At 40.5% G+C, this 22,364-nt stretch carries 18 protein-coding genes, 1 tRNA gene and 3 pseudogenes; 9 read left to right on the top strand and 13 right to left on the bottom strand.

All coding sequences use genetic code 11. From position 1 onward, the window contains the following. Positions 1-64: 64 nt before the first annotated feature. The 3 genes from greA to carA all read right to left on the bottom strand — a co-directional run bounded on the left by greA (position 65) and on the right by carA (position 5,035). Positions 65-541, bottom strand: a complete 477-nt coding sequence (gene greA / locus FTU77_RS10570; protein ID WP_078191345.1) for a transcription elongation factor GreA — start codon at positions 539-541, stop codon at positions 65-67. 107 nt (positions 542-648) lie between these two features. Beyond that, positions 649-3,879, bottom strand: a complete 3,231-nt coding sequence (gene carB / locus FTU77_RS10565; RefSeq protein WP_168378094.1) for a carbamoyl-phosphate synthase large subunit — start codon at positions 3,877-3,879, stop codon at positions 649-651. 13 nt (positions 3,880-3,892) lie between these two features. Beyond that, the gene (gene carA / locus FTU77_RS10560) at positions 3,893-5,035 is read right to left on the bottom strand and encodes a glutamine-hydrolyzing carbamoyl-phosphate synthase small subunit (protein ID WP_168378093.1); all 1,143 of its coding nucleotides are present in this window, start codon (positions 5,033-5,035) and stop codon (positions 3,893-3,895) included. Between the two features lie 309 nt (positions 5,036-5,344). Here carA and FTU77_RS10555 point away from each other — a divergent pair, with 309 nt between their 5' ends. Then, on the top strand, positions 5,345-5,830 hold the full coding sequence (locus tag FTU77_RS10555) for a hypothetical protein (RefSeq protein ID WP_168378092.1): 486 nt from the start codon (positions 5,345-5,347) through the stop codon (positions 5,828-5,830). Between the two features lie 238 nt (positions 5,831-6,068). Here the strand turns inward: FTU77_RS10555 and FTU77_RS10550 are convergent, their stop codons facing one another. Both FTU77_RS10550 and FTU77_RS10545 read right to left on the bottom strand, forming a co-directional pair. Then, complete coding sequence (locus FTU77_RS10550) at positions 6,069-6,608, bottom strand: DOMON-like domain-containing protein (RefSeq protein ID WP_078191341.1); 540 nt, start codon at positions 6,606-6,608, stop codon at positions 6,069-6,071. Between the two features lie 6 nt (positions 6,609-6,614). Continuing rightward, complete coding sequence (locus tag FTU77_RS10545; protein ID WP_168378090.1) at positions 6,615-6,938, bottom strand: YhbY family RNA-binding protein; 324 nt, start codon at positions 6,936-6,938, stop codon at positions 6,615-6,617. A 195-nt stretch (positions 6,939-7,133) separates the two neighbouring features. Between FTU77_RS10545 and rlmE the strand changes: the two genes are divergently transcribed. The 4 genes from rlmE to FTU77_RS10525 all read left to right on the top strand — a co-directional run bounded on the left by rlmE (position 7,134) and on the right by FTU77_RS10525 (position 11,188). After that, positions 7,134-7,784 (top strand): 23S rRNA (uridine(2552)-2'-O)-methyltransferase RlmE, encoded by a 651-nt coding sequence (gene rlmE / locus FTU77_RS10540; protein ID WP_078191339.1) that lies wholly within the window; start codon positions 7,134-7,136, stop codon positions 7,782-7,784. Positions 7,785-7,920: 136 nt separating this feature from the next. Then, positions 7,921-9,819 carry an ATP-dependent zinc metalloprotease FtsH gene (ftsH, locus tag FTU77_RS10535; RefSeq protein ID WP_218947296.1) on the top strand — a complete coding sequence of 633 codons (1,899 nt, stop codon included), beginning with the start codon at positions 7,921-7,923 and terminating at the stop codon, positions 9,817-9,819. 112 nt (positions 9,820-9,931) lie between these two features. Continuing rightward, positions 9,932-10,786 carry a dihydropteroate synthase gene (gene folP / locus FTU77_RS10530; RefSeq protein WP_218947294.1) on the top strand — a complete coding sequence of 285 codons (855 nt, stop codon included), beginning with the start codon at positions 9,932-9,934 and terminating at the stop codon, positions 10,784-10,786. 87 nt (positions 10,787-10,873) lie between these two features. Beyond that, positions 10,874-11,188, top strand: a complete 315-nt coding sequence (locus tag FTU77_RS10525) for a DUF5713 family protein (RefSeq protein WP_078191338.1) — start codon at positions 10,874-10,876, stop codon at positions 11,186-11,188. 59 nt (positions 11,189-11,247) lie between these two features. Here the strand turns inward: FTU77_RS10525 and FTU77_RS10520 are convergent, their stop codons facing one another. From FTU77_RS10520 to FTU77_RS10510, 3 genes are all read right to left on the bottom strand, one after another. Beyond that, on the bottom strand, positions 11,248-11,916 hold the full coding sequence (locus FTU77_RS10520; protein ID WP_180048742.1) for a hypothetical protein: 669 nt from the start codon (positions 11,914-11,916) through the stop codon (positions 11,248-11,250). Between the two features lie 88 nt (positions 11,917-12,004). After that, positions 12,005-12,090: transfer RNA gene (locus FTU77_RS10515), tRNA-Leu, on the bottom strand. Positions 12,091-12,259: 169 nt separating this feature from the next. Then, on the bottom strand, positions 12,260-12,994 hold the full coding sequence (locus FTU77_RS10510; RefSeq protein WP_180005427.1) for a hypothetical protein: 735 nt from the start codon (positions 12,992-12,994) through the stop codon (positions 12,260-12,262). A 195-nt stretch (positions 12,995-13,189) separates the two neighbouring features. Here FTU77_RS10510 and FTU77_RS10505 point away from each other — a divergent pair, with 195 nt between their 5' ends. After that, a complete protein-coding gene (locus FTU77_RS10505; RefSeq protein ID WP_180055753.1) occupies positions 13,190-13,696 on the top strand; it encodes a hypothetical protein in 507 nt (168 codons plus the stop codon). A gap of 101 nt (positions 13,697-13,797) precedes the next feature. Here FTU77_RS10505 and FTU77_RS10500 read toward each other — a convergent pair. From FTU77_RS10500 to FTU77_RS10485, 4 genes and pseudogenes are all read right to left on the bottom strand, one after another. Next, positions 13,798-15,131, bottom strand: a pseudogene (locus FTU77_RS10500) (CitMHS family transporter). Positions 15,132-15,398: 267 nt separating this feature from the next. After that, complete coding sequence (locus tag FTU77_RS10495) at positions 15,399-15,677, bottom strand: hypothetical protein (RefSeq protein ID WP_180055752.1); 279 nt, start codon at positions 15,675-15,677, stop codon at positions 15,399-15,401. Between the two features lie 53 nt (positions 15,678-15,730). Next, positions 15,731-17,059, bottom strand: a complete 1,329-nt coding sequence (locus FTU77_RS10490; protein WP_180055751.1) for a hemolysin family protein — start codon at positions 17,057-17,059, stop codon at positions 15,731-15,733. Positions 17,060-17,188: 129 nt separating this feature from the next. After that, positions 17,189-18,181, bottom strand: a complete 993-nt coding sequence (locus FTU77_RS10485) for a LysR family transcriptional regulator (protein WP_078191331.1) — start codon at positions 18,179-18,181, stop codon at positions 17,189-17,191. 683 nt (positions 18,182-18,864) lie between these two features. Between FTU77_RS10485 and FTU77_RS10480 the strand changes: the two genes are divergently transcribed. Continuing rightward, on the top strand, positions 18,865-20,469 hold the full coding sequence (locus FTU77_RS10480; protein ID WP_168378085.1) for an isocitrate lyase: 1,605 nt from the start codon (positions 18,865-18,867) through the stop codon (positions 20,467-20,469). Positions 20,470-20,609: 140 nt separating this feature from the next. Here FTU77_RS10480 and FTU77_RS10475 read toward each other — a convergent pair whose 3' ends face one another. Next, positions 20,610-20,984, bottom strand: a complete 375-nt coding sequence (locus FTU77_RS10475; RefSeq protein WP_180055750.1) for a diacylglycerol kinase — start codon at positions 20,982-20,984, stop codon at positions 20,610-20,612. Positions 20,985-21,245: 261 nt separating this feature from the next. Here FTU77_RS10475 and FTU77_RS10470 point away from each other — a divergent pair. Both FTU77_RS10470 and FTU77_RS16010 read left to right on the top strand, forming a co-directional pair. Continuing rightward, positions 21,246-22,136: pseudogene (locus FTU77_RS10470) on the top strand (MBL fold metallo-hydrolase); the annotation flags it as partial. Positions 22,137-22,226: 90 nt separating this feature from the next. Beyond that, positions 22,227-22,364, top strand: a pseudogene (locus FTU77_RS16010) (hypothetical protein); the annotation flags it as partial.

The raw sequence follows: 22,364 nt of genomic DNA, 5'->3' as shown, positions 1-22,364 counted from the left end.
TAATTATTTGTCTGATTATAAAAAACCCCTCAAAAGAGGGGCTTAAAATTGCTATCTTAATGAATTAAAGATATTCAACTTTAGAAACTTCGTACTCAACTTCACCTTGTGGTGTGTTGATTTTTACATCGTCGCCTTCATTTTTACCCAAAAGACCACGAGCAATTGGTGAATTCACCGAGATTTTGTTGATTTTAAAATCTGCTTCGTCATCACCAACGATTTTATAAGTCTTTTGTTCTTCAGTATCTAAGTTCTCAATGGTCACAGTCACACCGAAAACCACACGGCCATTTTGCTCAAGTGATTTAACATCAATCACTTGGCAAGCACCCAATTTACCTTCGATATCTTGGATACGGCCTTCACAGAAACCTTGTTGCTCGCGAGCAGCGTGGTATTCAGCGTTTTCTTTCAAATCCCCATGTTCACGCGCTTCAGCAATTGCTGCAGTAATACGTGGACGATCAACACTTTTAAGTTGCTGTAATTCTTTCTCTAGGGCAATTTTGCCTTCGGGAGTCATAGGATAACGTTGCATTGTTGTCCCTCATGTTTGTAAAAAGAAAAAATCAGTAAAATTTTTACTGACCTAGAAATGAAAAAAAGCCCGCCACCGAGAGGTGGCGGGACTTCTCGGTAACTTAATTAACCTTTAGTAAGGTCTTGTAAGCGGTATACATCCATTGGCAATTTGATTGCTAAAGCTTGGCATACTGCATCAGCACCGTTAAGGGTAGTTGTGTAATACACTTTACCTTGTAATGCAGAGCGGCGGATCGAGAATGAATCTTCTTGAGCCTGTTTGCCTTCAGTTGTATTGATAATGAGGTGAACTTCGCCATTTTTCAAGCGGTCTACGATATTAGGACGGCCTTCAGTCACTTTGTTCACACGTTCACATTCAATACCAGCATCTTTAATCACATCATAAGTACCGCCAGTAGCGATCACTTTGAAGCCAAGATCTGTCAACTGTTTCGCAATACCAACAGCACGAGGCTTGTCAGAATGACGAACAGATAAGAATGCATGTTTTACTTCGCCTTCCGTTGGTAGGCCAGGTAAACGGTCATTAGAGCCTAACACAGCTTTATAGAACGCTTCACCAAATGTTTTGCCTACACCCATCACTTCGCCTGTAGATTTCATCTCAGGGCCAAGAATTGGGTCAACACCAGGGAATTTGTTGAATGGGAACACTGCTTCTTTTACAGAGAAGTGTTCAGGAATAATCTCTGTAGTGAATCCTTGAGATTCTAAAGATTGACCAGCCATACAACGCGCAGCAACTTTCGCTAAAGATTCACCAATGCACTTAGATACGAATGGAACAGTACGTGATGCACGTGGGTTCACTTCTAAGATGTATACGTCAGTGCCTTTAACCGCAAACTGTACGTTCATCAAACCAATTACGCCAAGCTCTTTTGCCATAGCGATGGTTTGACGGCGCATTTCGTCCTGAACTTCTTTAGATAAAGAGTAAGGAGGAATAGAACATGCTGAGTCACCTGAGTGAATACCCGCTTGTTCGATGTGCTGCATGATACCGCCGATCACAACGTCTTTACCGTCAGATACGCAGTCCACGTCAACTTCAATCGCATCGTCTAGGAAGTGGTCAAGAAGTACTGGCGCTTCATTCGATGCTTGAACCGCATCACGTAGGTAGCGTTTCAATTCGTCATCGTTGTATACGATTTCCATCGCACGACCACCAAGGACATAAGAAGGACGTACCACAAGTGGGTAGCCAACTTTAGCAGCTTCAGCCATACCTTCTTCAGCAGATTTTACGATGCTGTTGTTTGGTTGACGAAGTTGCAGACGTTGAATCATTTGTTGGAAACGTTCACGGTCTTCCGCACGGTCAATTGCGTCTGGTGATGTACCGATGATTGGTGCACCAGCTTCTTCTAAAGCACGAGCCAATTTAAGCGGAGTTTGACCACCGTACTGAACGATAATGCCTTTTGGCTTCTCGATACGAACGATTTCAAGTACATCTTCCAAAGTAATTGGTTCGAAGTACAAACGATCTGATGTGTCGTAATCTGTAGAAACCGTTTCAGGGTTACAGTTCACCATGATGGTTTCATAACCGTCATCACGCATTGCAAGAGCCGCGTGTACACAGCAGTAATCGAATTCGATACCTTGACCAATACGGTTAGGACCGCCACCAATGACCATGATTTTGTCACGGTTCGATGGGTTCGCTTCACATTCTTCATCGTAAGTTGAGTACATGTAAGCTGTGTCAGATTCGAATTCTGCAGCACATGTATCTACACGTTTGTAAACTGGAGTTACGCCCAAGTTCCAACGGTGTTTACGGAATTGTTTTTGTGAAATGCCCATCAAGTCCGCAATGCGAAGGTCAGATAAACCTTTGCGTTTGAACGAACGGATGTTGTCCGCATTCAAATCACCAAAACCTAAAGTTTTGATTTGGTTTTCAGTTTTGATGATATCTTCGATTTGAATCAAGAACCAACGGTCAATTTTGGTTGCTTCAAATACTTCATCAAGGGTGAAACCGTGACGGAATGCATCGCCTACATACCAAATACGCTCTGGACCTGGCACTTTCAATTCAACAAGAATTTTCTCACGTGCGCCTTCAGTGCCCACAGCGATTTTTTCGTCAAAACCACATGCGCCCACTTCAAGACCACGAAGTGCTTTAGACACAGACTCTTGGAAGTTACGGCCAATGGCCATGACTTCACCTACAGATTTCATCTGAGTCGTCAAAGTTGCGTCAGCTTGCGGGAATTTCTCGAAGTTGAAACGAGGAATCTTGGTTACAACATAGTCGATCGCAGGTTCGAAAGATGCAGGGGTTGTACCGCCAGTGATGTCGTTTTTCAACTCATCAAGGGTATAACCTACAGCCAATTTCGCCGCGATTTTCGCAATTGGGAAACCTGTTGCTTTAGACGCAAGTGCAGATGAACGAGAAACACGTGGGTTCATCTCGATCACAACCATACGGCCGTCTTTCGGGTTGATACCGAACTGAACGTTAGAGCCGCCAGTTTCAACACCAATTTCACGAAGTACAGCTAAAGATGCATTACGTAAAAGCTGGAATTCTTTGTCTGTCAATGTTTGCGCAGGAGCAACAGTGATTGAGTCACCAGTGTGCACGCCCATTGGGTCAAAGTTTTCAATGGTACATACAATGATACAGTTGTCGTTTTTGTCACGAACAACTTCCATTTCGTACTCTTTCCAACCAATTAAAGATTCATCGATCAATAATTGTTTGGTTGGAGAAAGATCGAAACCGCGTTCACAGATTTCAATGAACTCTTCACGGTTGTAAGCGATACCACCACCTGAACCACCCATGGTGAATGATGGACGGATAATTACAGGGAAGCCGAAACGTGCTTGGATTTCCAAAGCGTGTTCCATGCTTTCTGCAACGTCAGCGCGAGGGCATTCCAAACCGATTTTACGCATTGCGATATCGAAAAGTTTACGGTCTTCCGCTTTTTCGATCGCCTCTTTCGTCGCGCCAATCAATTCAACATTGTATTTTTCTAAAATACCGTTGGCATCGAGTGCAAGGGCACAGTTCAATGCTGTTTGACCACCCATTGTAGGAAGAACTGCGTCTGGGCGTTCTTTCTCAATGATTGCAGCTACAGTTTGCCAAGTGATTGGCTCGATGTAAGTTGCGTCTGCCATAGCAGGGTCAGTCATAATGGTTGCTGGGTTAGAGTTTACCAAAATAACACGGTAGCCTTCTTCACGAAGGGCTTTACATGCTTGAGCACCTGAGTAGTCAAACTCACATGCTTGACCGATGACAATCGGACCAGCACCAATAATTAAGATGCTTTTAATGTCTGTACGTTTAGCCATGATGCTTCCTTAATTACTTCTTAGATGCTTCGATAAGTTCGATGAAATGATCGAACAATGGTGCGCAGTCATGTGGACCAGGGCTTGCTTCGGGGTGACCTTGGAAACTGAACGCAGGTTTATCTGTACGGTGAATCCCTTGTAGGGTTTGGTCGAACAGTGATTTGTGCGTAGCTTTCAAGTTTGCAGGTAATGTTTCTGCATCGACTGCGAAGCCATGGTTTTGCGAAGTAATCATCACAATACCAGTTTCCATGTTTTGAACAGGATGGTTGGCACCGTGGTGGCCGTGAGGCATTTTCACAGTTTTTGCACCTGAAGCAAGTGCAAGAATTTGGTGACCCAAGCAAATACCAAATACTGGTACATTGCGAGCATCTTCTACAATTGTTTTTACAGCTTCAATTGCGTAGTCACATGCAGCTGGATCGCCGGGGCCGTTCGATAAGAACACGCCATCTGGATTCAATGCAAGTACGTCAGCAGCAGGAGTTTGCGCAGGCACGACAGTCAATTTACAACCGCGGTCTGCGAGCATACGTAAGATGTTGGTTTTGACACCGTAATCGTATGCAACAACATGGAATTTAGCTTCAGGCTGAGAGAAACCTTTACCTAATGTCCAAGAACCTTCAGTCCATTCAAAGCCTTCAGGGTCACAGCATTCTTTTGCAAGGTCTAAACCATTTAAACCACCAAAAGCGCGTGCTTTAGCTAAAGCTTCTTCTTCTGTAATGTTTTCGCCAGCAAGGATACAACCATTTTGTGCACCTTTTGCTCGCAGAATACGCGTTAATTTACGTGTATCGATGTCTGCAATAGCAACAACATTGTGTTGTTCAAGGTAATCACCAAGTGATTGCTCAGCACGGAAGTTGCTATGCAATAAAGGTAGGTCACGAATGATCAATCCGTTAGCCCATACTTTATGAATTCGACCTGACTCAGCGTCTTCATCATTACAACCTGTGTTACCGATATGTGGGTAAGTTAGTGTCACAAGTTGTTGTGCATAACTAGGGTCAGTCAAAATTTCTTGATAGCCAGTCATTGCTGTATTAAAAACGACTTCACCAGTCGTACTACCCGATGCGCCAATAGAAGTACCTTTAAAGATAGTTCCGTCGGCAAGGGCTAAAATTGCTGGGGTGCTCAAACCAAAGCTCCTGAAATTTAGGCTGTAAAAAAGCGAGAAGACGAAAAAAAAGGAAGGCTGCTTAAAAACCTACCCTCCTTACATCTGCTCGCTTGAACTTAACACGGCATTATACGCAGAAAGCCACTGAAAGTCCATCGTAAATATCAGGAATAAAGCAGATAAAGCGCTTGCATTTTAGAATAAAGTTTGGTTTTGCAAAATCTTAGAAAAATGTAAGCAATTAATTATTGTCAGACAAATCATAAATTAAAATTTATCAAAAAGCGCTAATGTGGGTCGGTCAGCAAAAACTATAGGTACAAAGTCATGGCAACACAACAAAAACAAACAGCGGCTAAAACCTCCCTGAAAGAAGTCGTTATCGAAGGTGCTGAAAAGCTTGAACAAGTTGCAAAAGAGGCAAGTGTTCAAGCCACAGAAGCGGTCACTGAAAGCAAAGGAAAGATCGGAGCAGAGGCAAAGCAGTTGAATGCCAGTGTGCAAGATCAATTGCGTCAGTTGAAGCAAGATGTATTGAATAAACTTGATCAGTTAAAAGTTCAGTTTGGTTCATCGCAAAAAGATTTTAGCGAACTCAAAGAATTTGTGAAAACTGAGTTTAATACTGTTATTGATGATCTTTCAAAACTTGGAAAAGAGCTGAAAGAAGATGTGACCCAAATTTCAGGAAAGCACAAAGATCATCTAACAGAAACATTTAAGCGTTCTAAGGAACATACTTTGGAAGCGTGGAAAAAAGTTTCACCAGTGAAAGCTGAAGTTACGGATCAAACCACAGATCTTAAAAGTTAATTGTGAATGACATGAATTTTAAAACGCTTGAGCTAAGTCTAGTCATTCCAGGGAGCTGGATTCGGTGAGAGCGAATTAAACTTCAATTTAACGCTAAATATGCAACAGGGAGTCATTAATGGCTCCCTTATTGTGAATGGTACATTTAAGTCCAAAATACTTATTTAAAATAAACAGGCAATAAAAAAGCAAAAGATCGTACTTTTGCTTTTTATCGAAGATCAAAACATCAAATGGTTTAGAACTGATGTAGCCAATCACGCTTGTTGTGAAAGTCAGCATTTGGACTACTATGCTGCATGGCATAGTACTGTTCACCTTGAGGGGTTTTCAGTACTGCAGTTAGACCAATATAGAGATCTTCCCATTTAAGTTTGTACTTCAGCATAAATTCTGTCAGATCAAGACTGACATTTAAGCCATAGTGCGTCCGTTTCAACTGATTCAGTTCAATATCGTAAGCAGCTTGTGGCGGCATATCTTCTGGATAGCGATATTCTTCAAACTGGTAAGCCTGCCAAGCTTGTGAAGGGGAGAGGTTGATTTCACGATAAAAGTCTTCGTTGCGTACACCAATAAAAACTTCTAAGCAGGTCTGTTCCCACAAAAAATCGATTCGTGGGTGAGCTGATACCAATTCTGGCCATTGAATCAGTTGGTTTGGGTCTCGAATCCAATAACCCACATTTAAAGTATATGGGCTTTGTTGTTCGATAGCACCAACGACTGATACAGCCTGAAAGCGACGATCAAAAGCGCTGAGTTCGAAACTTGCCATAAATGCTTAGTTAGACAGGTGTGCGTAGCGAACAAGGTTAGACAGTTTTGCATTTTGTTTTGCCGCTTTGCGGTAAATCAAAGCAATCTTACCAATCGTTTGAACAACTTCAGAACCTGAAACAGTCGCAATTTCAGTAATCATTGCAGCACGAGCTTCACGGTCTTCTGCCACAACTTTTACTTTAATTAACTCATGGTCGTTTAACGCACGGTTTAATTCTTCAATAACGCTTTCTGATAAGCCTTTGTCCGCAACCATTACAACTGGGTTTAGGGTGTGACCAATTTGACGTAAGCGTTTACGTTCTTGAATAGATAAAGCCGCCATAAATATAACCTAATTTTAAAAACGACCTAGTATAGCAAAATCAAAGTTGAAGCGCTGTATTTAATCGGCATTTTCTCGATGAAGATTATTGAAAAAAACATGATTTAAGATGCTTTTTAGATACACATGTCTACTGCAAAAGTGCTGAATTTCACGTACAATCAAGACTGAGAAGTTTTTTTTATTTAGAGAGTTATGGCTACCCGCATTACTAACCAGAAATTATCCAAAAGTAGTCGTGACTGGATGCGTGAGCATCTTGATGACCCCTTTGTGAAAAAAGCACAAAAGGAAGGATATCGTGCGCGTGCCGCTTATAAATTGCTTGAAATTCAAGAAAAATACAAATTGATCAAGCCGGGCATGACCGTTGTCGACTTAGGTGCTGCACCAGGCAGTTGGTCGCAAATTGCCGGAAAACTTGTTGGTGACAAAGGTTTGGTTATTGCTTCTGATATTTTACCAATGGATGCTTTACCGGATGTGACCTTCTTGCAAGGTGACTTTCGTGAACAAGAAGTGTTCGATGAATTGTTAAAAATTTTAGATGGACGTACTGTAGACGTTGTAATTTCAGATATGGCCCCCAATACATCAGGTAATAAGGCTGTAGATCAACCGCGTCAGATCTATCTTTGTGAATTAGCAATCGACTTTGCTCAAAAGGTTCTTGGACCAAATGGACAGTTTGTTGTTAAAGTGTTCCAAGGTATTGGATTTGATGAATACCGTAAGCAAGTTGTAGACACATTTGATGTGCTGAAAACAGCAAAACCGGCGGCTTCACGTGCTCGATCTAAAGAAGTGTTTTTAATCGGGCAGGGACGTAAGAAAGCTTTCAAGTAAAGTTTACTTGCCAACTCGTTAAAAATTGTGCATTTTGTACGTTTTTAAATTATTGCGAAGCTACTCTGCAGCGTAAGTATTAGAGTCACCCATGTAAGTGGGATTGAACGAATTAGATAGAAATGGGAATAAAGCTTTGAGCGATCTTTTTAAGAATGCCGTGTTGTGGCTGGTTATCCTAGGCGTGCTGGTTTTAATCTTCAGCAACGTCAGTGACCGCAATCAACCGACCGCGATGAACTATTCTGAGTTCGTGGCAGCCGTAAATGCGGGTCAGATTAAACAAGTCACCATTGATGGCGAAAGAATTCGTGGCGAAAAATCAAACGGTTCAGAGTTTGAAAGTATCCGTCCTGCGGTTCAAGATCCTGAACTTATGCCGAACCTGATCAAGAACAATGTTGTTGTTGAAGGTACAGCGCCACAGCGTCAAAGTATTTTGATGCAACTTCTGATTGCAAGTTTCCCTGTTCTTTTAATCATTCTGTTATTCATGTTCTTTATGCGCAACATGGGTGGTGGAGCTGGTGGTAAGAATGGCCCAATGAGTTTTGGTAAGTCAAAAGCAAAAATGCTGTCTGAAGACCAAATCAAAGTGACATTTACTGATGTAGCGGGCTGTGATGAAGCTAAACAAGAAGTTGTTGAAATCGTTGACTTCCTAAAAGATCCATCTAAGTTCAAACGACTTGGTGCAAGCATTCCGAAAGGCGTGCTTATGGTTGGTCCTCCGGGTACGGGTAAAACTTTACTTGCTAAAGCGATTGCGGGTGAAGCGAAAGTACCGTTCTTTAGTATTTCGGGTTCTGACTTTGTTGAAATGTTCGTGGGTGTGGGTGCGTCTCGTGTCCGTGACATGTTTGAACAAGCAAAGCGTCATGCGCCATGTATCATTTTCATCGATGAGATCGATGCCGTTGGTCGTCACCGTGGTTCAGGCACAGGCGGTGGTAATGATGAGCGTGAGCAAACATTAAACCAAATGTTGGTTGAAATGGATGGCTTTGAAGGCAACGAAGGTATTATCGTTATTGCTGCAACAAACCGTGCTGACGTATTGGATAAAGCTTTACTTCGTCCGGGTCGTTTTGACCGTCAAGTGATGGTATCTCTACCGGATATTAAAGGTCGTGAGCAAATCCTGAATGTACATTTGAAAAAATTACCTTCTGTGACTGGTGTAGATGTTAAAGTCTTGGCACGTGGTACACCGGGCTTCTCAGGTGCTCAGTTGGCTAACCTTGTAAACGAAGCAGCACTGTTTGCTGCACGTCGTAACAAGAACACGGTCGATATGCATGACTTTGAAGATGCAAAAGACAAGCTTTACATGGGTCCTGAACGTAAATCGATGGTGATTCGTGAAGAAGAACGTCGTGCGACGGCTTATCATGAAGCAGGTCATGCGATTGTTGCTGAAATCTTGCCGGGTACAGACCCAGTGCATAAAGTGACAATCATGCCGCGTGGTTGGGCATTAGGTGTGACTTGGCAGTTGCCTGAACATGATCAAACTAGCCATTACAAAGACAAAATGTTGAATGAACTTTCAATTTTGTTTGGTGGTCGTATTGCAGAAGAAGTCTTCATTAACCAAATGTCGACTGGTGCTTCAAATGACTTTGAACGTGCAACGAAAATGGCACGTGCAATGGTTACTAAATACGGTATGTCCGATAAAATGGGCGTCATGGTTTATGAAGATGACTCACAGCAGTCGTTCATGGGTGGTTTAGGAAGTCGCGTGATTTCTGAAGCAACGCAGCTTGAAGTTGACCGTGAAGTTCGCCGTATTTTAGATGAACAATATAAAGTTGCACGTGATATTCTTGAAAATAACAAAGATATCGCACATGCCATGGTGAAAGCATTGCTTGAATGGGAAACCATTGATCGTGATCAAATCCGTGACATTATGGAAGGTCGTGAACCTCAACCACCAAAAGTGTACATCGCAGAAAATCCAGTGATTGATGTCACACCAACGGATGGTTCAGATGTTCCACCACCATTACCGTCATTGCCAAAAGCATAAAATTTTAAAACCACCTTCGGGTGGTTTTTTTATATGAAAATAAATGCATGTGAGCGCAATGCAGAGCAAACTTAGCGTTAAAATAAGCACAGCAAAATCTGGGATGTGTAATATGAAGTTGGTGTCTTTGCCTAATAAAATTTTAAACAGTGGTAATTTGCAATTAGATTTGTCAGAGCCACATGTGATGGGGATTTTAAATGTCACACCGGACTCTTTCAGTGATGGTGGCAAACATAATGGTAAAGACCAAGCTATAGCACATGCCTTGCAAATGATTGCGGATGGCGCGACAGTGATTGATGTCGGGGGGGAGTCAACACGTCCGGGTGCATCTGTTGTTGAGGTTGAAGAAGAAATTCGAAGAGTCGTACCCGTCGTTGAAGCTTTATCCAAACACAATGTGGTGATTTCTATCGATACCTCGCAACCTGAGGTGATTGAGGCAGCGGTTCAAGCAGGTGCGCATATCTGGAATGATGTACGTGCATTAACTCGGCCGAATGCCTTAGAAACCGCTGCAAAACTGGATATTCCAGTGATCATTATGCATATGCGTGGCGAACCTACCACGATGAATAATCTAGATCAGTATCAAGATGTCGTGGCTGACGTCATCGATGAATTAAAGCAACGTGTGCAAGATGCATTAGATGCAGGTGTGCGTGCAGAAAACATTATGATTGATCCGGGTTTTGGTTTTGCTAAAAATGCGCAGCAAAACTTAAAGCTTTTACAGCAATTCTATCAATTGAATGACATGGGCTATCCGATCCTGTCGGCATTATCTCGTAAGCGTTTTATCGGTGAAGCACTTGGCGGTGCAGATGCACAAAATCGCGCTGTAGGCTCGGTTGCAGCGCATCTACTCAGCATTCAACAAGGTGCATGTATGGTTCGCGCACATGACGTCAAAGCGACGGTAGATGCGATACGTGTTTGGCAAGCCATGCAGAATGCAGACTGATTTGAAAATACTGAATCCCAATAAATTTGGTGAATTGTAGTATTTGTGTTATATAAGCGCCCTGAATGTTTTGTGATAGAGTTTCGTATGTTTGCAGATTTACTGCTACCCATGTTTGATGATGAATATTACCCAGATGTGTTGGTTGCAGAGGTGAAGTTATTGGTTGTTCAATTTGCGAAGAAAATTGCAAAAGCAGATTTAAGTTCAACTGATATCTACCATTTTGCCAATGAAACGGTTGCACAGCTCAATAAGATGAAACCTCAATTTGAAGATTTAGATTCGTCTTTGGATGATACGGCTGCAGATTATATTGCAGAAGCCATGATGATGGTGCTGCAAGATGAAGGCCATATGGATATTGAAATGGAAGAGTTGGTTGCTAACCGAGAATGGTAATTGAACTTTAAAAAAAGCCCTGTAGTGACAGGGCTTTTTTGTATCTAGGGATTTAAAAATTATTCAGCTTTGTCTAAAAAATCTTTAAACGATGATTTGATCGATGCTGATAGTTTTTGTTCTTCTTGCATGGCTTGTAGGTGAAGGGTGTAGAAATACGTTTGATGTTCTTTTTGTTTTAAGGATTGTTGGTAAGACCAAAATGCCAGTTGGCGAAGCTTTTGTAGTTTTACTCGTTCAATGGCGCTGCTTTCAGGTTTATAAAATAATTCAGTAAATACACATAAAAAGAGACTAAAAAAAAGTCCACAGAGACTGATGAGGTTTAATACATCTATTTGTAGATACTTAAAGTTTATAGCAAGGATAAATGTGAATCCTCCAAGGAAATACAGTTGTATTTGCAGACGGTGAACGGCGGACTTGCTGCTAAAACGTGCTTGATAATGTGCATACCAGACATAGCAATAGATCCATGGAAGAATAATCAATAAACCAAGATTAAACGCCATTTTGGGGTCGTGTATTGAAAGTGCCGTTGAAAGCATATGACCAAGTACAGCGCTGCTAAGGGGAATAGAAAGTATCAGGCAAAAGCTAAAGATTAAAACAGGTGCAGTGGGTGTGAGATTGATAATTTTAAAATGTGCAAACAGCAGCCGTTGATAAAAGGCATCGGGATGCTTGAGTTGTAGTGCGGGGAGATTAAAATCTGAAGGTGTCGGCATCGAATAATAATAGATTTCTAAATTTTAGGCATAAAAAAACCAGCAAATTGCTGGATCTTTTATTGCACCAATCTTAGAAGTATAAGAATGGTGCCCGAGGCCAGACTCGAACTGGCACGCTTTGTGGGCGGGGGATTTTAAATCCCCTGTGTCTACCGATTTCACCACTCGGGCATGTGCGCAATAATAGAGGACGAAATGAAGCTTGGCAAGAGTATTTGATGGTGTTTGTTTTAAAATCAATCAATTCATGCATATAAGTTGAAAATATTCAAAAATAGCGATGTATTGAATGACTTTTTGAGCAGTGATTTAAAGTTTTTTGCACTATATCAATGCCAGCTTATTTCATTAACTCATCAAGATAATGTTCAACATTTTGGTGCTTTAGCTTTTTACATAGCTGATTTTCCTGATGCAGCATTTGTATGTGCAAATTTTGGAACAGGGTAAAGCGCTCAGATAACTGTTTATGATTTGCCTGATTCGGATTACTGAGCGACAAACGTAATTTTGCTTTAAGCATTTGTTTATACGACCAATATGCAATACGACGTGTCTCTTGCAGAAAATAGTATTCTTGGGTGTTACTTCCACCTTTGAAAAGATTTTCTTTATAAAAACGCACAAAGCCGAAACTCATGGCGAAAAAGAACAATACAGATTGAACAAAGGTGCTTTGTAAAAAGGCGATATTGAGTAATTGTAATAAAATCACGATCGCAAGTCTGAACGGCGTATTTTTCAAACTTTGATACAGGGACATTGAACTGTGCTTGATTTGCTTGATGACTAAGGGCACAACCAGCATGAAAAACAGCATAATACTTAGTACAGCAATACCATGAGCGCGAAACTCACTCATTTCTGGAAAATACAGTTGCACTGCATGTCCAATACTCATGCTCAAAGAAATAAAAATCATCGCCGCCAAAACCCAAGGAATAAGTTCTTTGAGTTCGTCTAAAATGCCTTGAGTTTTCAGTTGGCTATAAAATAAATAATTATGTTTAAAGGCTGCTGGATATTGCTGTTTCAGTTGTTGAAGGTAAAGCGCAGCCTGTTTCTTTTGAGCCATATTGTGACGTTAGTATTAAAGCGTGAAAGTAATATAGTTGATTTCGATATTTTTGACAGAATTTTTTTCTAAATCATGTTGTATATCTGAACATTATAAGAGAAATCACAATTTCTATAGTGAAGGTCGCAGTTTTCATCCTTCTTTTATGCGAAAATACATACTTATTGAATATTAAGTTTTTATAGGCAGTTTATGACTGATCATTCTCCTGAAACATTAAGCGATATCGAAATTCTAGACATTCTTCAGTCGATGAAATCAGATGTTTTAAATACTGAAGCAAATGAAGTGATTCGTAGTGGGGGAAAAGCTGGTCGTCAAGAAGCACACAAACAAGCTTTGGTGAAATTAAATCAAGCATTTGAAGATAAATTTGTTGAAGCTGCGACTTTGGCTTTAGGCTTAAATGAAGGCCAAAGTAAAAAAATCCGCTACAAAAAAGACCGTATCCGTATTTTGAAAGTTCGTGGTATCGATTATTTAGCGATTGATGGTGCTGAAACTGCACAAGTATTGTCGCAAGTTGCACAAGCGATTGTACGTGAAGACGCAACGGTGACTCATGACCTGCATAATATTTTCCCATTTTGGAAAGAAGGCTGGCCAATGGTGCAATTCGACAATGTCTATAAAATTTTAGAAGATGACATTCGTATTCATTATGAAGCAGTTCTAGAAGCATTAATTTCAAAGCATTAATCACTACAAATGAACCTGTGAGTGTAAAACACTGGCTAGTTCAGTATTGTTAAGCATAAAAAAAGCACCATCAGGTGCTTTTTTATCTTTAACTTTTTAAGTTAAGCTCGAAAAAACGGAAACATTCCAAAGATCAGACCTGCTGCTAACATGACAAAACACGTGATTACAGCCCAGATAATGGTAAATTTCTGATGTTGTCCAAACTCGATACCCGCAAGTCCACAGAGTAAATAGGTCGAAGGAACAAGCGGAGAGAGTAGGTGTACAGGTTGCCCTACGATGGAGGCACGTGCCATTTCTACAGGTTCAATTCCATAATGAGCGGCAGCATCAGAAAGAATCGGCAAAACCCCAAAATAGAAAGCATCATTCGACATAAAGAAAGTCATCGGCATACTGATGACAGCGGTAATCGGTGCTAAATAGGGGCCCATACTTTCAGGGATAATTGCCACAAGTTCTTTGGACATGGCTTCTACCATGCCTGTTCCAGCTAAAATACCGGTAAAAATACCTGCAGCAAAAATAATACCGACCACGTTTAAAGCACTACCTGCATGATGTGCGATTAGCTTTTTCTGCAAGTCGACATTTTTGTAGTTGACGACTAGCGCAATACACAAAGCCACCATGAATAAAATAGGCATAGGTAAAATACTAAAAACCAGACAAATCATCAGAACGACGGTTAACAGTGCATTAAACCAACGTAGATTTGCGCGGTTGGCTTCTGGATTATCTGAGATTTGAATGTTTTCACCATGGCTGATATCCAATTGGACAATTCCTAGACGCTTTCTTTCCATGCGACCATACATCGTTCCTAAGAAGTACAACCAGCCGATGGCAAATAACATCGGTAAAACCATCGGAACAAATACATCACTTGGGTCGACATGAAGCGCGCTGGCGGCGCGGGCAGTAGGCCCACCCCAAGGTGTAAGATTCATAATTCCACTAGAGAGCATAATCAAACATGCCATAATCAATGGGCTCATACCTAAGCGCTTATAGAGTGGCAGCATGGCCGCAACACAGATCATATATGTTGTAGAACCATCTCCATCCAAAGAGACAATTAACGTCAGGGTAATGGTTCCAAGAACGACTTTTAAGGGATCACCTTTGACCATTTTTAAAATAAATTTCACCTAAGGGTCGAACAAACCTGTATCAATCATGATGGCAAAATACAGAATCGCAAAAAGCAGCATGATGCCAGTCGGTGCAAGTTTTTTACACCTTCAATCATCATGTCGCCAATTTCATTTATTTGTATGTGTGACAAGCTGTCAAAATAAAAACCAAGTAACCACGCAATCAAGGCAAAAAGTAGGGGAATTAAAGTCAGTGCAACAAGTGGGCTTAAGCGTTTCGACATGATCAAATACATAAAGCACAAGATCATGCCCAAACCGAGTACGGTTAACATGGTTCATTCCTTTGAAATATAAAGCTGTTTTTAAATCCAAGGGCAGAGCATAAAGATAAATTTCATCAGTCAAAATAAAGGTGAGAAAATGTGAAATACATCACTATTTTAATGAAAAATAGTCATTAATAATGAAGGTATTAAGGAAGGGAGATTTTTCGATTTATTTTAATTTTTATTCAAAAAATGTGGTCTGTTTACATATATTCAACATCAGTAGAGAACTGTAAGTGCTGTGCAGATACAGTTTGATCACAACAAGTACGCTTATGCAAAAATAGACAGTAGCGTCCGAATCGGCCAACTAAAAAATCGGAACCAAAATATTAAGGGATTATAAAAAAACAGACCAAAACGCATGGTTTCGTCATAGCGTTGTCGACCACGTTCATAAGGATAAGGCGTTAAAAACCACGCAGTGGCGATCAGTGTAACACCGAGCAATAGAAATAAAGGTTGTGGATGAGCTTTAAAAAAATAATAGATCAGATAAGCCCCAGTATAAAAACTAAAGCAAGTCAAAATCGCTTTAAGTGAAAAAGACATCTTCGTATTCCATCGTATTTATATTTTATTGTTTTAGAAAAAGAAGAATCGAATTAATCCGATTCTTCTGGTATATCAAGTTCAGTCTCAGCCGGCTTTAAGCGAGTCACTAATAATTGGTCAATTTTAAAGTGGTCTACATCCACAACTTCAAATTTGTAGCCATGATAAGTAACAAAGTCAGCTGGACGTGGAATTTTACGCAGTTTAAACATCATAAAGCCCGCAAGGGTTTCATAGTTTTCTTCATCGGGCATTTCATCTAAAGCGAGGGCATGCTTTAAATCTTCAATTGGTGTACTGCCATCGATAAGCCAAGAATCCGCATCACGTTTAATAATTTGTTGTTCTGCTTCAATCGGTGTTACCCAGTCGCCCATCACGGTAATCATAATGTCGGAGAGGGTAATAACGCCGACAACCAACGCATATTCGTTAATTACAACGGCAAATTTTTCTTTGGTTGAACGGAAACGATCGAGTAATTCGGACAGTGTTAAAGTATCTGGAATCGTGAGGACATTACGAATGGTATTTTCGTTGAGCTGTAAAAGTGACTGATTGTTGAGGATTCGAACCAAAATATCTTTGGCATCTACATAGCCAATCACGTCATCAATATTTTCACTACAGACCAAAAACTTCGAATATGGAAATTCAGCGAGTTTTTGACGAATACTGGCTTCTGATTCTTTTAGGGTAAAGTACACCACGTTTTCACGTGTAGTCATACTTGAAGGGACGTTACGTTCTTCCAGCTCAAATACGTTTTCAATAAAGTGGTGTTCTTGCTTTTGTAGTACACCAGCTTGAGCACCGGCATCCATCACGGCTGAAATATCGTCAAAGGTAATATTGTCATCACGTGTTGTATTCACTTTGAATAAACGAAACAACAAATTGGCAATGGCATTAATCACCCATGCCATTGGTTTACACACTTTAATGAAGATTTGAATCGGGTCTACAACAGCAACGGCGATTTTTTCAGGTGCGATCATCGCCAAACGTTTTGGCATCAAATCAGCAAATAGAATGAATAAGGAGGTGACTAAAGTAAACGACAGGGTGAATCCTATGGTTTCAGTCCACGGGCCCTGATAAAAACGAGTGACTAAGCTAATGAAGTAAGGACGAAAAGCACCTTCACCCAAAATACCGCCAAGAATTGCCACAGCATTTAAGCCAATTTGTGATGCGGCGAAAAAGTCTGCTGAGTTGGCTTGTAAGTCAAGCACACGTTGTGCACGTGAATCTCCAGATTCAGCCAAAATTTTAAGTTTTACTTTTCGTGCACCCGCAAGGGCAATTTCTGTTAATGAAAGAAAACCCGCACCGACGATCAGGAGAATAATAATGACAATATTTTGGAAAAGGCTCACGAATACACCTGTTTGTGATTCATTCTATTTTTCTGTATTTCTAACACAAAAATGGGCAAGGTAGTAGTCTTAACTACTACCTATATAGTGACAGTATACGTTTGAATTAATAAGGAATTAAAGAATTAATTACTGATACTGTGAAAACTGAGAGTTATTCATTAAGTATTCGCGGTTTTCTTCTTCAATCATTTGACGTGCAACATACAATATAAGTTGACGTAACCAGCGATGAGCAGGGTGATGATGAAGTAATGGACACCAAGCCATTTTTAATTCAAATTCAGGAATATAGAATGGTGGATCGCGAAGTAATAGGTTTTGACTTTTGGCTTGAAGGCGAGCGATACGGCTTGGCAGAGTCGCAACCAAATCAACATTCGAGGCCAATAAGCCAGGCATTTGATAATGACGAGTAAAAACTGAAATTTTACGTTTTTGGCCAATACGTTCTAGAGCCTGATCAATCCAACCTAGACCCGCTTGTTTTTCAGGATTGACACCAAAACCGACACCCATACCTGTTTTAGATACCCAAATGTGTTGTGCATCTAGATAGCTTTTCAGGTTTAAATTATTTGCAGCAGGGTGCTTGGCATTTAAAAGGCATGAAAAACTGTCACGCCAGACCAAAACTTGGTGGAAACTTTGCGGAATTTCATTAAAGCGGTTAATCGCCAAGTCGACTTTACCTTGTTCCATATCTCGATAAGACACATCACTAGGCGTTAAAAAATCGAGAACCACATTGGGTGCTTCTGAGCGCAAAGCTTTTACTAGGCGCGGCACCAGTGTTGCTTCAGCATAATCTGAAGTCATGATGCGGAAGACACGATTTGAGGTGTAAGGTCGGAACTCGGTACGAGGTTCCAAAATCATCGAAAGGTCAGAGAGAGCATCACGGATACGTGGCTGTAATTCAAGCGCACGTTCTGTAGGTGTCATACCTTCTGAAGAACGAATAAGAAGTGGATCATTAAATAAGTTGCGTAAACGACGTAAAATATTACTCATCGCAGGCTGAGTTACACCCAGTTGCTCGGCAGCACGAGTCACGTTTTTTTCACGAAGAAGTACATCAAGATAAATTAATAGATTGAGATCGACCCGCTCCAGATTCATAAAATAAATACCGACAATAAAATCATGAAATTTATCTGATTATGCCATAACTACTAAGGCTTGTGTAAAAAATGGATGAAAAAATGACGTGTACTTTTGTACTAAAATTCGGCAGTTTTAAGACAAATTTGCTGAAGTGCCAGCACATATTTCTTAAATACTTATTATCTGTTTAGACCGATATTTTTAAGTGAGTGAAATAAAAATACGGAGCAATTTTGTTTATGCGATGTGATGTTCATAAAACAAAAAAATTAGATGAAATATCTCATTTACATGATCATTTGAAGACAGAATAACCAAGTATTTAGTTTGGTGAATTTGGGCAAAAATGGCGTAAAAAATGCTGTTTTTTTTAAAAGTGAATGCTCAGTCGACTTAAGTCTAATGAAGAATAATTCATCAAAATGTTTGAAAAATAGACAAAAAAATTAGCAAAATATTTTAATAAAAGTATTTAAATACAAATACTTATAAATGTTGGTTAATTATTATAATACGACTTTAATCTACATATTTTTTAAATAAATACTGAAAATTAATGCAGAATATTGGATTAATTTTTTTAGTCAATCTACTCTGTGTCTATCGCAACGAAGTGTTCTAAATCTGAACAATCATTCGAGGGTATGATTTTAGCCTTACGTTGCAGAAAAATCCTAATATTATTACAGGAACATATCATGTCTACATACTTAACAGCGATTGATGCAATCCGTGAATTAAAAGCAAAATTCGGAAGCACTTGGCGCGATATTAGCCCAGAAGATGCTGCACGTATGCAAATGCAAAACCGTTTCAAAACTGGTTTAGACATTGCGAAATATACAGCTGCTATTATGCGTCGTGATATGGCTGCTTATGATGCTGATTCTAGCAAATACACTCAATCATTAGGTTGCTGGCACGGTTTCATCGCACAACAAAAAATGATTGCGAACAAAAAATACTTCGGTACAACTGAACGTCGCTATATCTACCTTTCAGGTTGGATGGTTGCAGCTCTTCGTTCAGAATTCGGTCCACTTCCTGACCAATCTATGCACGAAAAAACTTCAGTACCTGCATTGATCGAAGAAATCTACACTTTCCTACGTCAAGCTGACGCGAAAGAATTAAACGACTTGTTCCGTGCGCTTAAAAAAGCAAACGAAGCTGGTGATACTGCTAAAGCTGCTGAAATCACTGCTCAAATCGACGGTTTCCAAACTCACGTTGTGCCAATTATTGCTGACATCGACGCTGGTTTCGGTAACGAAGAAGCGACTTACTTACTAGCTAAGAAAATGATCGAAGCGGGTGCTTGTGCACTTCAAATCGAAAACCAAGTATCTGACGCTAAACAATGTGGTCACCAAGCTGGTAAAGTTACAGTTCCACACGAAGACTTCATCGCGAAAATCCACGCTCTTCGCTATGCATTCTTAGAAATGGGTCTTGATGACGGTATCATCGTTGCTCGTACTGACTCTGAAGGCGCTGACTTGACTCAAAAAATCCCAGTGGTTAAAGAGCCAGGCGACATCGCTTCTCAATACATCAGCTACTTAGACACAACTGAAATTGACATTTCAGAAGCTCAAGAAGACGAAATCCTAATCAAGCGTAACGGTAAACTTCACCGTCCAAAACGTCTTGCTTCTGGCTTGTATCAGTTCCGTCCAGACACGCAAATCGACCGCGTTGTACTTGACTGTGTATCTAGCCTTCAAAATGGTGCTGACCTTCTTTGGATCGAAACTGCGACTCCAAACGTTGAAGAAATTGCTCACATGGTTAACCGTGTTAAAGAAACAGTTCCAAATGCGAAACTTGTTTATAACAACTCGCCTTCATTCAACTGGACTTTAAACTTCCGTCAACAAGCTTACGACCGTTGGGTTGCTGAAGGTAAAGACGTTTCTGCTTACGACCGTGCTAAACTAATGAGCGCTGAATACGATAACTCTGAATTAGCTGCTGAAGCTGACGAAAAAGTTCGTACGTTCCAAGCTGATGCTTCTCGTGAAGCGGGCGTGTTCCATCACTTGATCACACTTCCGACTTACCATACAGCTGCTCTTTCTACTCACGAGCTTGCTCAAGGTTACTTCGGCGACCAAGGTATGCTTGCTTATGTAGCTGGCGTTCAACGTAAAGAAATCCGCGGTACGATTTCTTGTGTTAAACACCAAGCAATGGCTGGTTCTGACATCGGTGACGACCACAAAGAAATCTTCGCTGGTGACAACGCGCTTAAAGCGGGTGACGATGCGAAAAACACAATGAACCAATTCGCTGCTCACTAAGCATTGAACTGATTCGAAAAAAAGCCCAGCGAAAGCTGGGTTTTTTTATGGCTTTAAAATCTTCTTAAATCCATTTATTAAAGTGTGTCGATATAAAAAAGCAGGGCATAACCCTGCAAATAGAGTGAGGCAGCCTTTATTTAAGGCAAAAGGATAATTAACCAAGTAAAAAAAATAATTGCTAAAGCGACAAATTGAGCTGCACTTCCCATATCTTTGGCAATTTTAGAAAGTGGATGCTTGTCTAAAGATACCCGGTCGACAACGGCTTCAATGGCAGAATTGAATAACTCAACAATCAAGGCAAATAAACACACCACCACCATAAGCGCATGTTCAGCACGACTGACATCGAGAAAACAACAGGTGGGAATAAGCACCATATTCATCCAGACAATTTGTCGAAATGCAGCTTCATTTTGATAAGCAGCTTTGAATCCATCGAGGGAATATTGCGTTGCATTTAAAATTCGTTTAAGTCCAGATTTACCTTTAAACGGGGAAATTTCACTCATAGTACTGTACAGACGTATAGATTTAAAAACTGGCGAAAATATAGCATGCCAAGCTTAAAGTTTTCTTGCATTCAGTTTTTATTTTATTGGGCATTAAAGTTTAGGATGATTTACATAAGCCTATATCAAGTTAGTGCTATGTTTATCCAGTATTGGACTTAAAATTTGCCTGAATTTCAGGCACAATACAGGCGTTTAAAATTTTTAATTTTGAAGCCTTTGCTTCATTGCATGAAATAATAAAAGTGATATAGGTCAACAATGAAAAACTTTAGTTTTGCTGTGCTTGCAGCGACACTTTTAACCAGCCAGTTTGTCAGTGCAGAGCCGGCAGTTATTCAAACGGAAATCAAAACGAATGTGACTCAGCCCATGGGATTTTATCCTTTCCAAGTGGGTGCATATAAAGTCATTGCTTTAAAAGATGGGACACTCGAATTAAGTCCTGATTTATTTAAACAAAATTTAACTCCAGAAGAAGTCAGTGCCTTATTTCAAAAGCTTGCGGTTGATCAGAGCAAAGGCATACAAACCAGTGTCAATGCCTATCTGATTGATGATGGACAAGGTGGCATCAGTCTTGTTGATAGTGGTGCAGCCAGTTGTTTTGGTCCGAACTTAGGATCTATTGCACAAAATATTGAAGCAGCTGGCTATAAGCTTAATCGCGTACGCAGTGTTTTCTTAACCCATTTACATCCTGATCATGCATGTGGCATTGCGAAACAAGGTAAGGCTGTGTTTCCAAATGCAACGATCTACGTCAATGAACAAGAAAGTCAGTATTGGTTAAGTGAAAGCACCGTCGACACTTTAGCTGCTGAAAAGCGTGAAGGTTATTTAGCAACTGTTGCGAAAATTAAAGCTGCGATTGCGCCTTATCAAACCATGCGGAGTTTTAAGACTTTTAGCGTTGGTTCGGTGATTAATGGATTAGAAGTACTACCGAGTATTGGACATACACCGGGGCATTATTCTTTTATCTTAAAATCGCAAGCTAAAAGTTTTGCTATCCTCGGTGATGTGGTTCATTCCTATCATTTACAGTTTGAACAACCCAAATTATCTGTCGATTTTGATGTCGATCCGGTCAAAGCCAGTGAAACTCGTTTAGCAATTTTTAAACGTTTTGCTCGAGAGCAAACCTTTGTTGCATTTGCACATTTACCATTTCCCGGTATTGGTAAAATAAGTGAAATGAATGATGGTCAGTTCCGTTGGAACCCGCTAAATTTAGCTCCGACAGCTCCGACAGCTCCGACAGCTCCGACAGCTCCGACAGCTCCGACAGCTCCGACAGCTCCGACAGCTCCGACAGCTCCGACAGCTCCGACAGCTCCGACAGCTCCGACAGCTCCGACAGCTCCGACAGCTCCGACA

It is taken from the genome of Acinetobacter sp. YH12142 (assembly GCF_013418435.1).
In the GTDB taxonomy this organism is placed as follows: Bacteria; Pseudomonadota; Gammaproteobacteria; order Pseudomonadales; family Moraxellaceae; genus Acinetobacter; species Acinetobacter amyesii.
Note: the sequence above shows the minus strand (reverse complement) of the source record. Positions and strands in the feature narration are given on the sequence as shown.

Excerpts from the sequence above, each read along its gene's own strand:
- greA (WP_078191345.1), bottom strand. The coding sequence starts at position 541 with ATGCAACGTTATCCTATGACTCCCGAAGGCAAAATTGCCCTAGAGAAA.
- carB (WP_168378094.1), bottom strand. The coding sequence starts at position 3,879 with ATGGCTAAACGTACAGACATTAAAAGCATCTTAATTATTGGTGCTGGT.
- FTU77_RS10555 (WP_168378092.1), top strand. The coding sequence starts at position 5,345 with ATGGCAACACAACAAAAACAAACAGCGGCTAAAACCTCCCTGAAAGAA.
- FTU77_RS10550 (WP_078191341.1), bottom strand. The coding sequence starts at position 6,608 with ATGGCAAGTTTCGAACTCAGCGCTTTTGATCGTCGCTTTCAGGCTGTA.
- FTU77_RS10545 (WP_168378090.1), bottom strand. The coding sequence starts at position 6,938 with ATGGCGGCTTTATCTATTCAAGAACGTAAACGCTTACGTCAAATTGGT.
- rlmE (WP_078191339.1), top strand. The coding sequence starts at position 7,134 with ATGGCTACCCGCATTACTAACCAGAAATTATCCAAAAGTAGTCGTGAC.
- folP (WP_218947294.1), top strand. The coding sequence starts at position 9,932 with ATGAAGTTGGTGTCTTTGCCTAATAAAATTTTAAACAGTGGTAATTTG.
- FTU77_RS10525 (WP_078191338.1), top strand. The coding sequence starts at position 10,874 with ATGTTTGCAGATTTACTGCTACCCATGTTTGATGATGAATATTACCCA.
- FTU77_RS10520 (WP_180048742.1), bottom strand. The coding sequence starts at position 11,916 with ATGCCGACACCTTCAGATTTTAATCTCCCCGCACTACAACTCAAGCAT.
- FTU77_RS10510 (WP_180005427.1), bottom strand. The coding sequence starts at position 12,994 with ATGGCTCAAAAGAAACAGGCTGCGCTTTACCTTCAACAACTGAAACAG.
- FTU77_RS10505 (WP_180055753.1), top strand. The coding sequence starts at position 13,190 with ATGACTGATCATTCTCCTGAAACATTAAGCGATATCGAAATTCTAGAC.
- FTU77_RS10495 (WP_180055752.1), bottom strand. The coding sequence starts at position 15,677 with ATGTCTTTTTCACTTAAAGCGATTTTGACTTGCTTTAGTTTTTATACT.
- FTU77_RS10485 (WP_078191331.1), bottom strand. The coding sequence starts at position 18,181 with ATGAATCTGGAGCGGGTCGATCTCAATCTATTAATTTATCTTGATGTA.
- FTU77_RS10480 (WP_168378085.1), top strand. The coding sequence starts at position 18,865 with ATGTCTACATACTTAACAGCGATTGATGCAATCCGTGAATTAAAAGCA.
- FTU77_RS10475 (WP_180055750.1), bottom strand. The coding sequence starts at position 20,984 with ATGAGTGAAATTTCCCCGTTTAAAGGTAAATCTGGACTTAAACGAATT.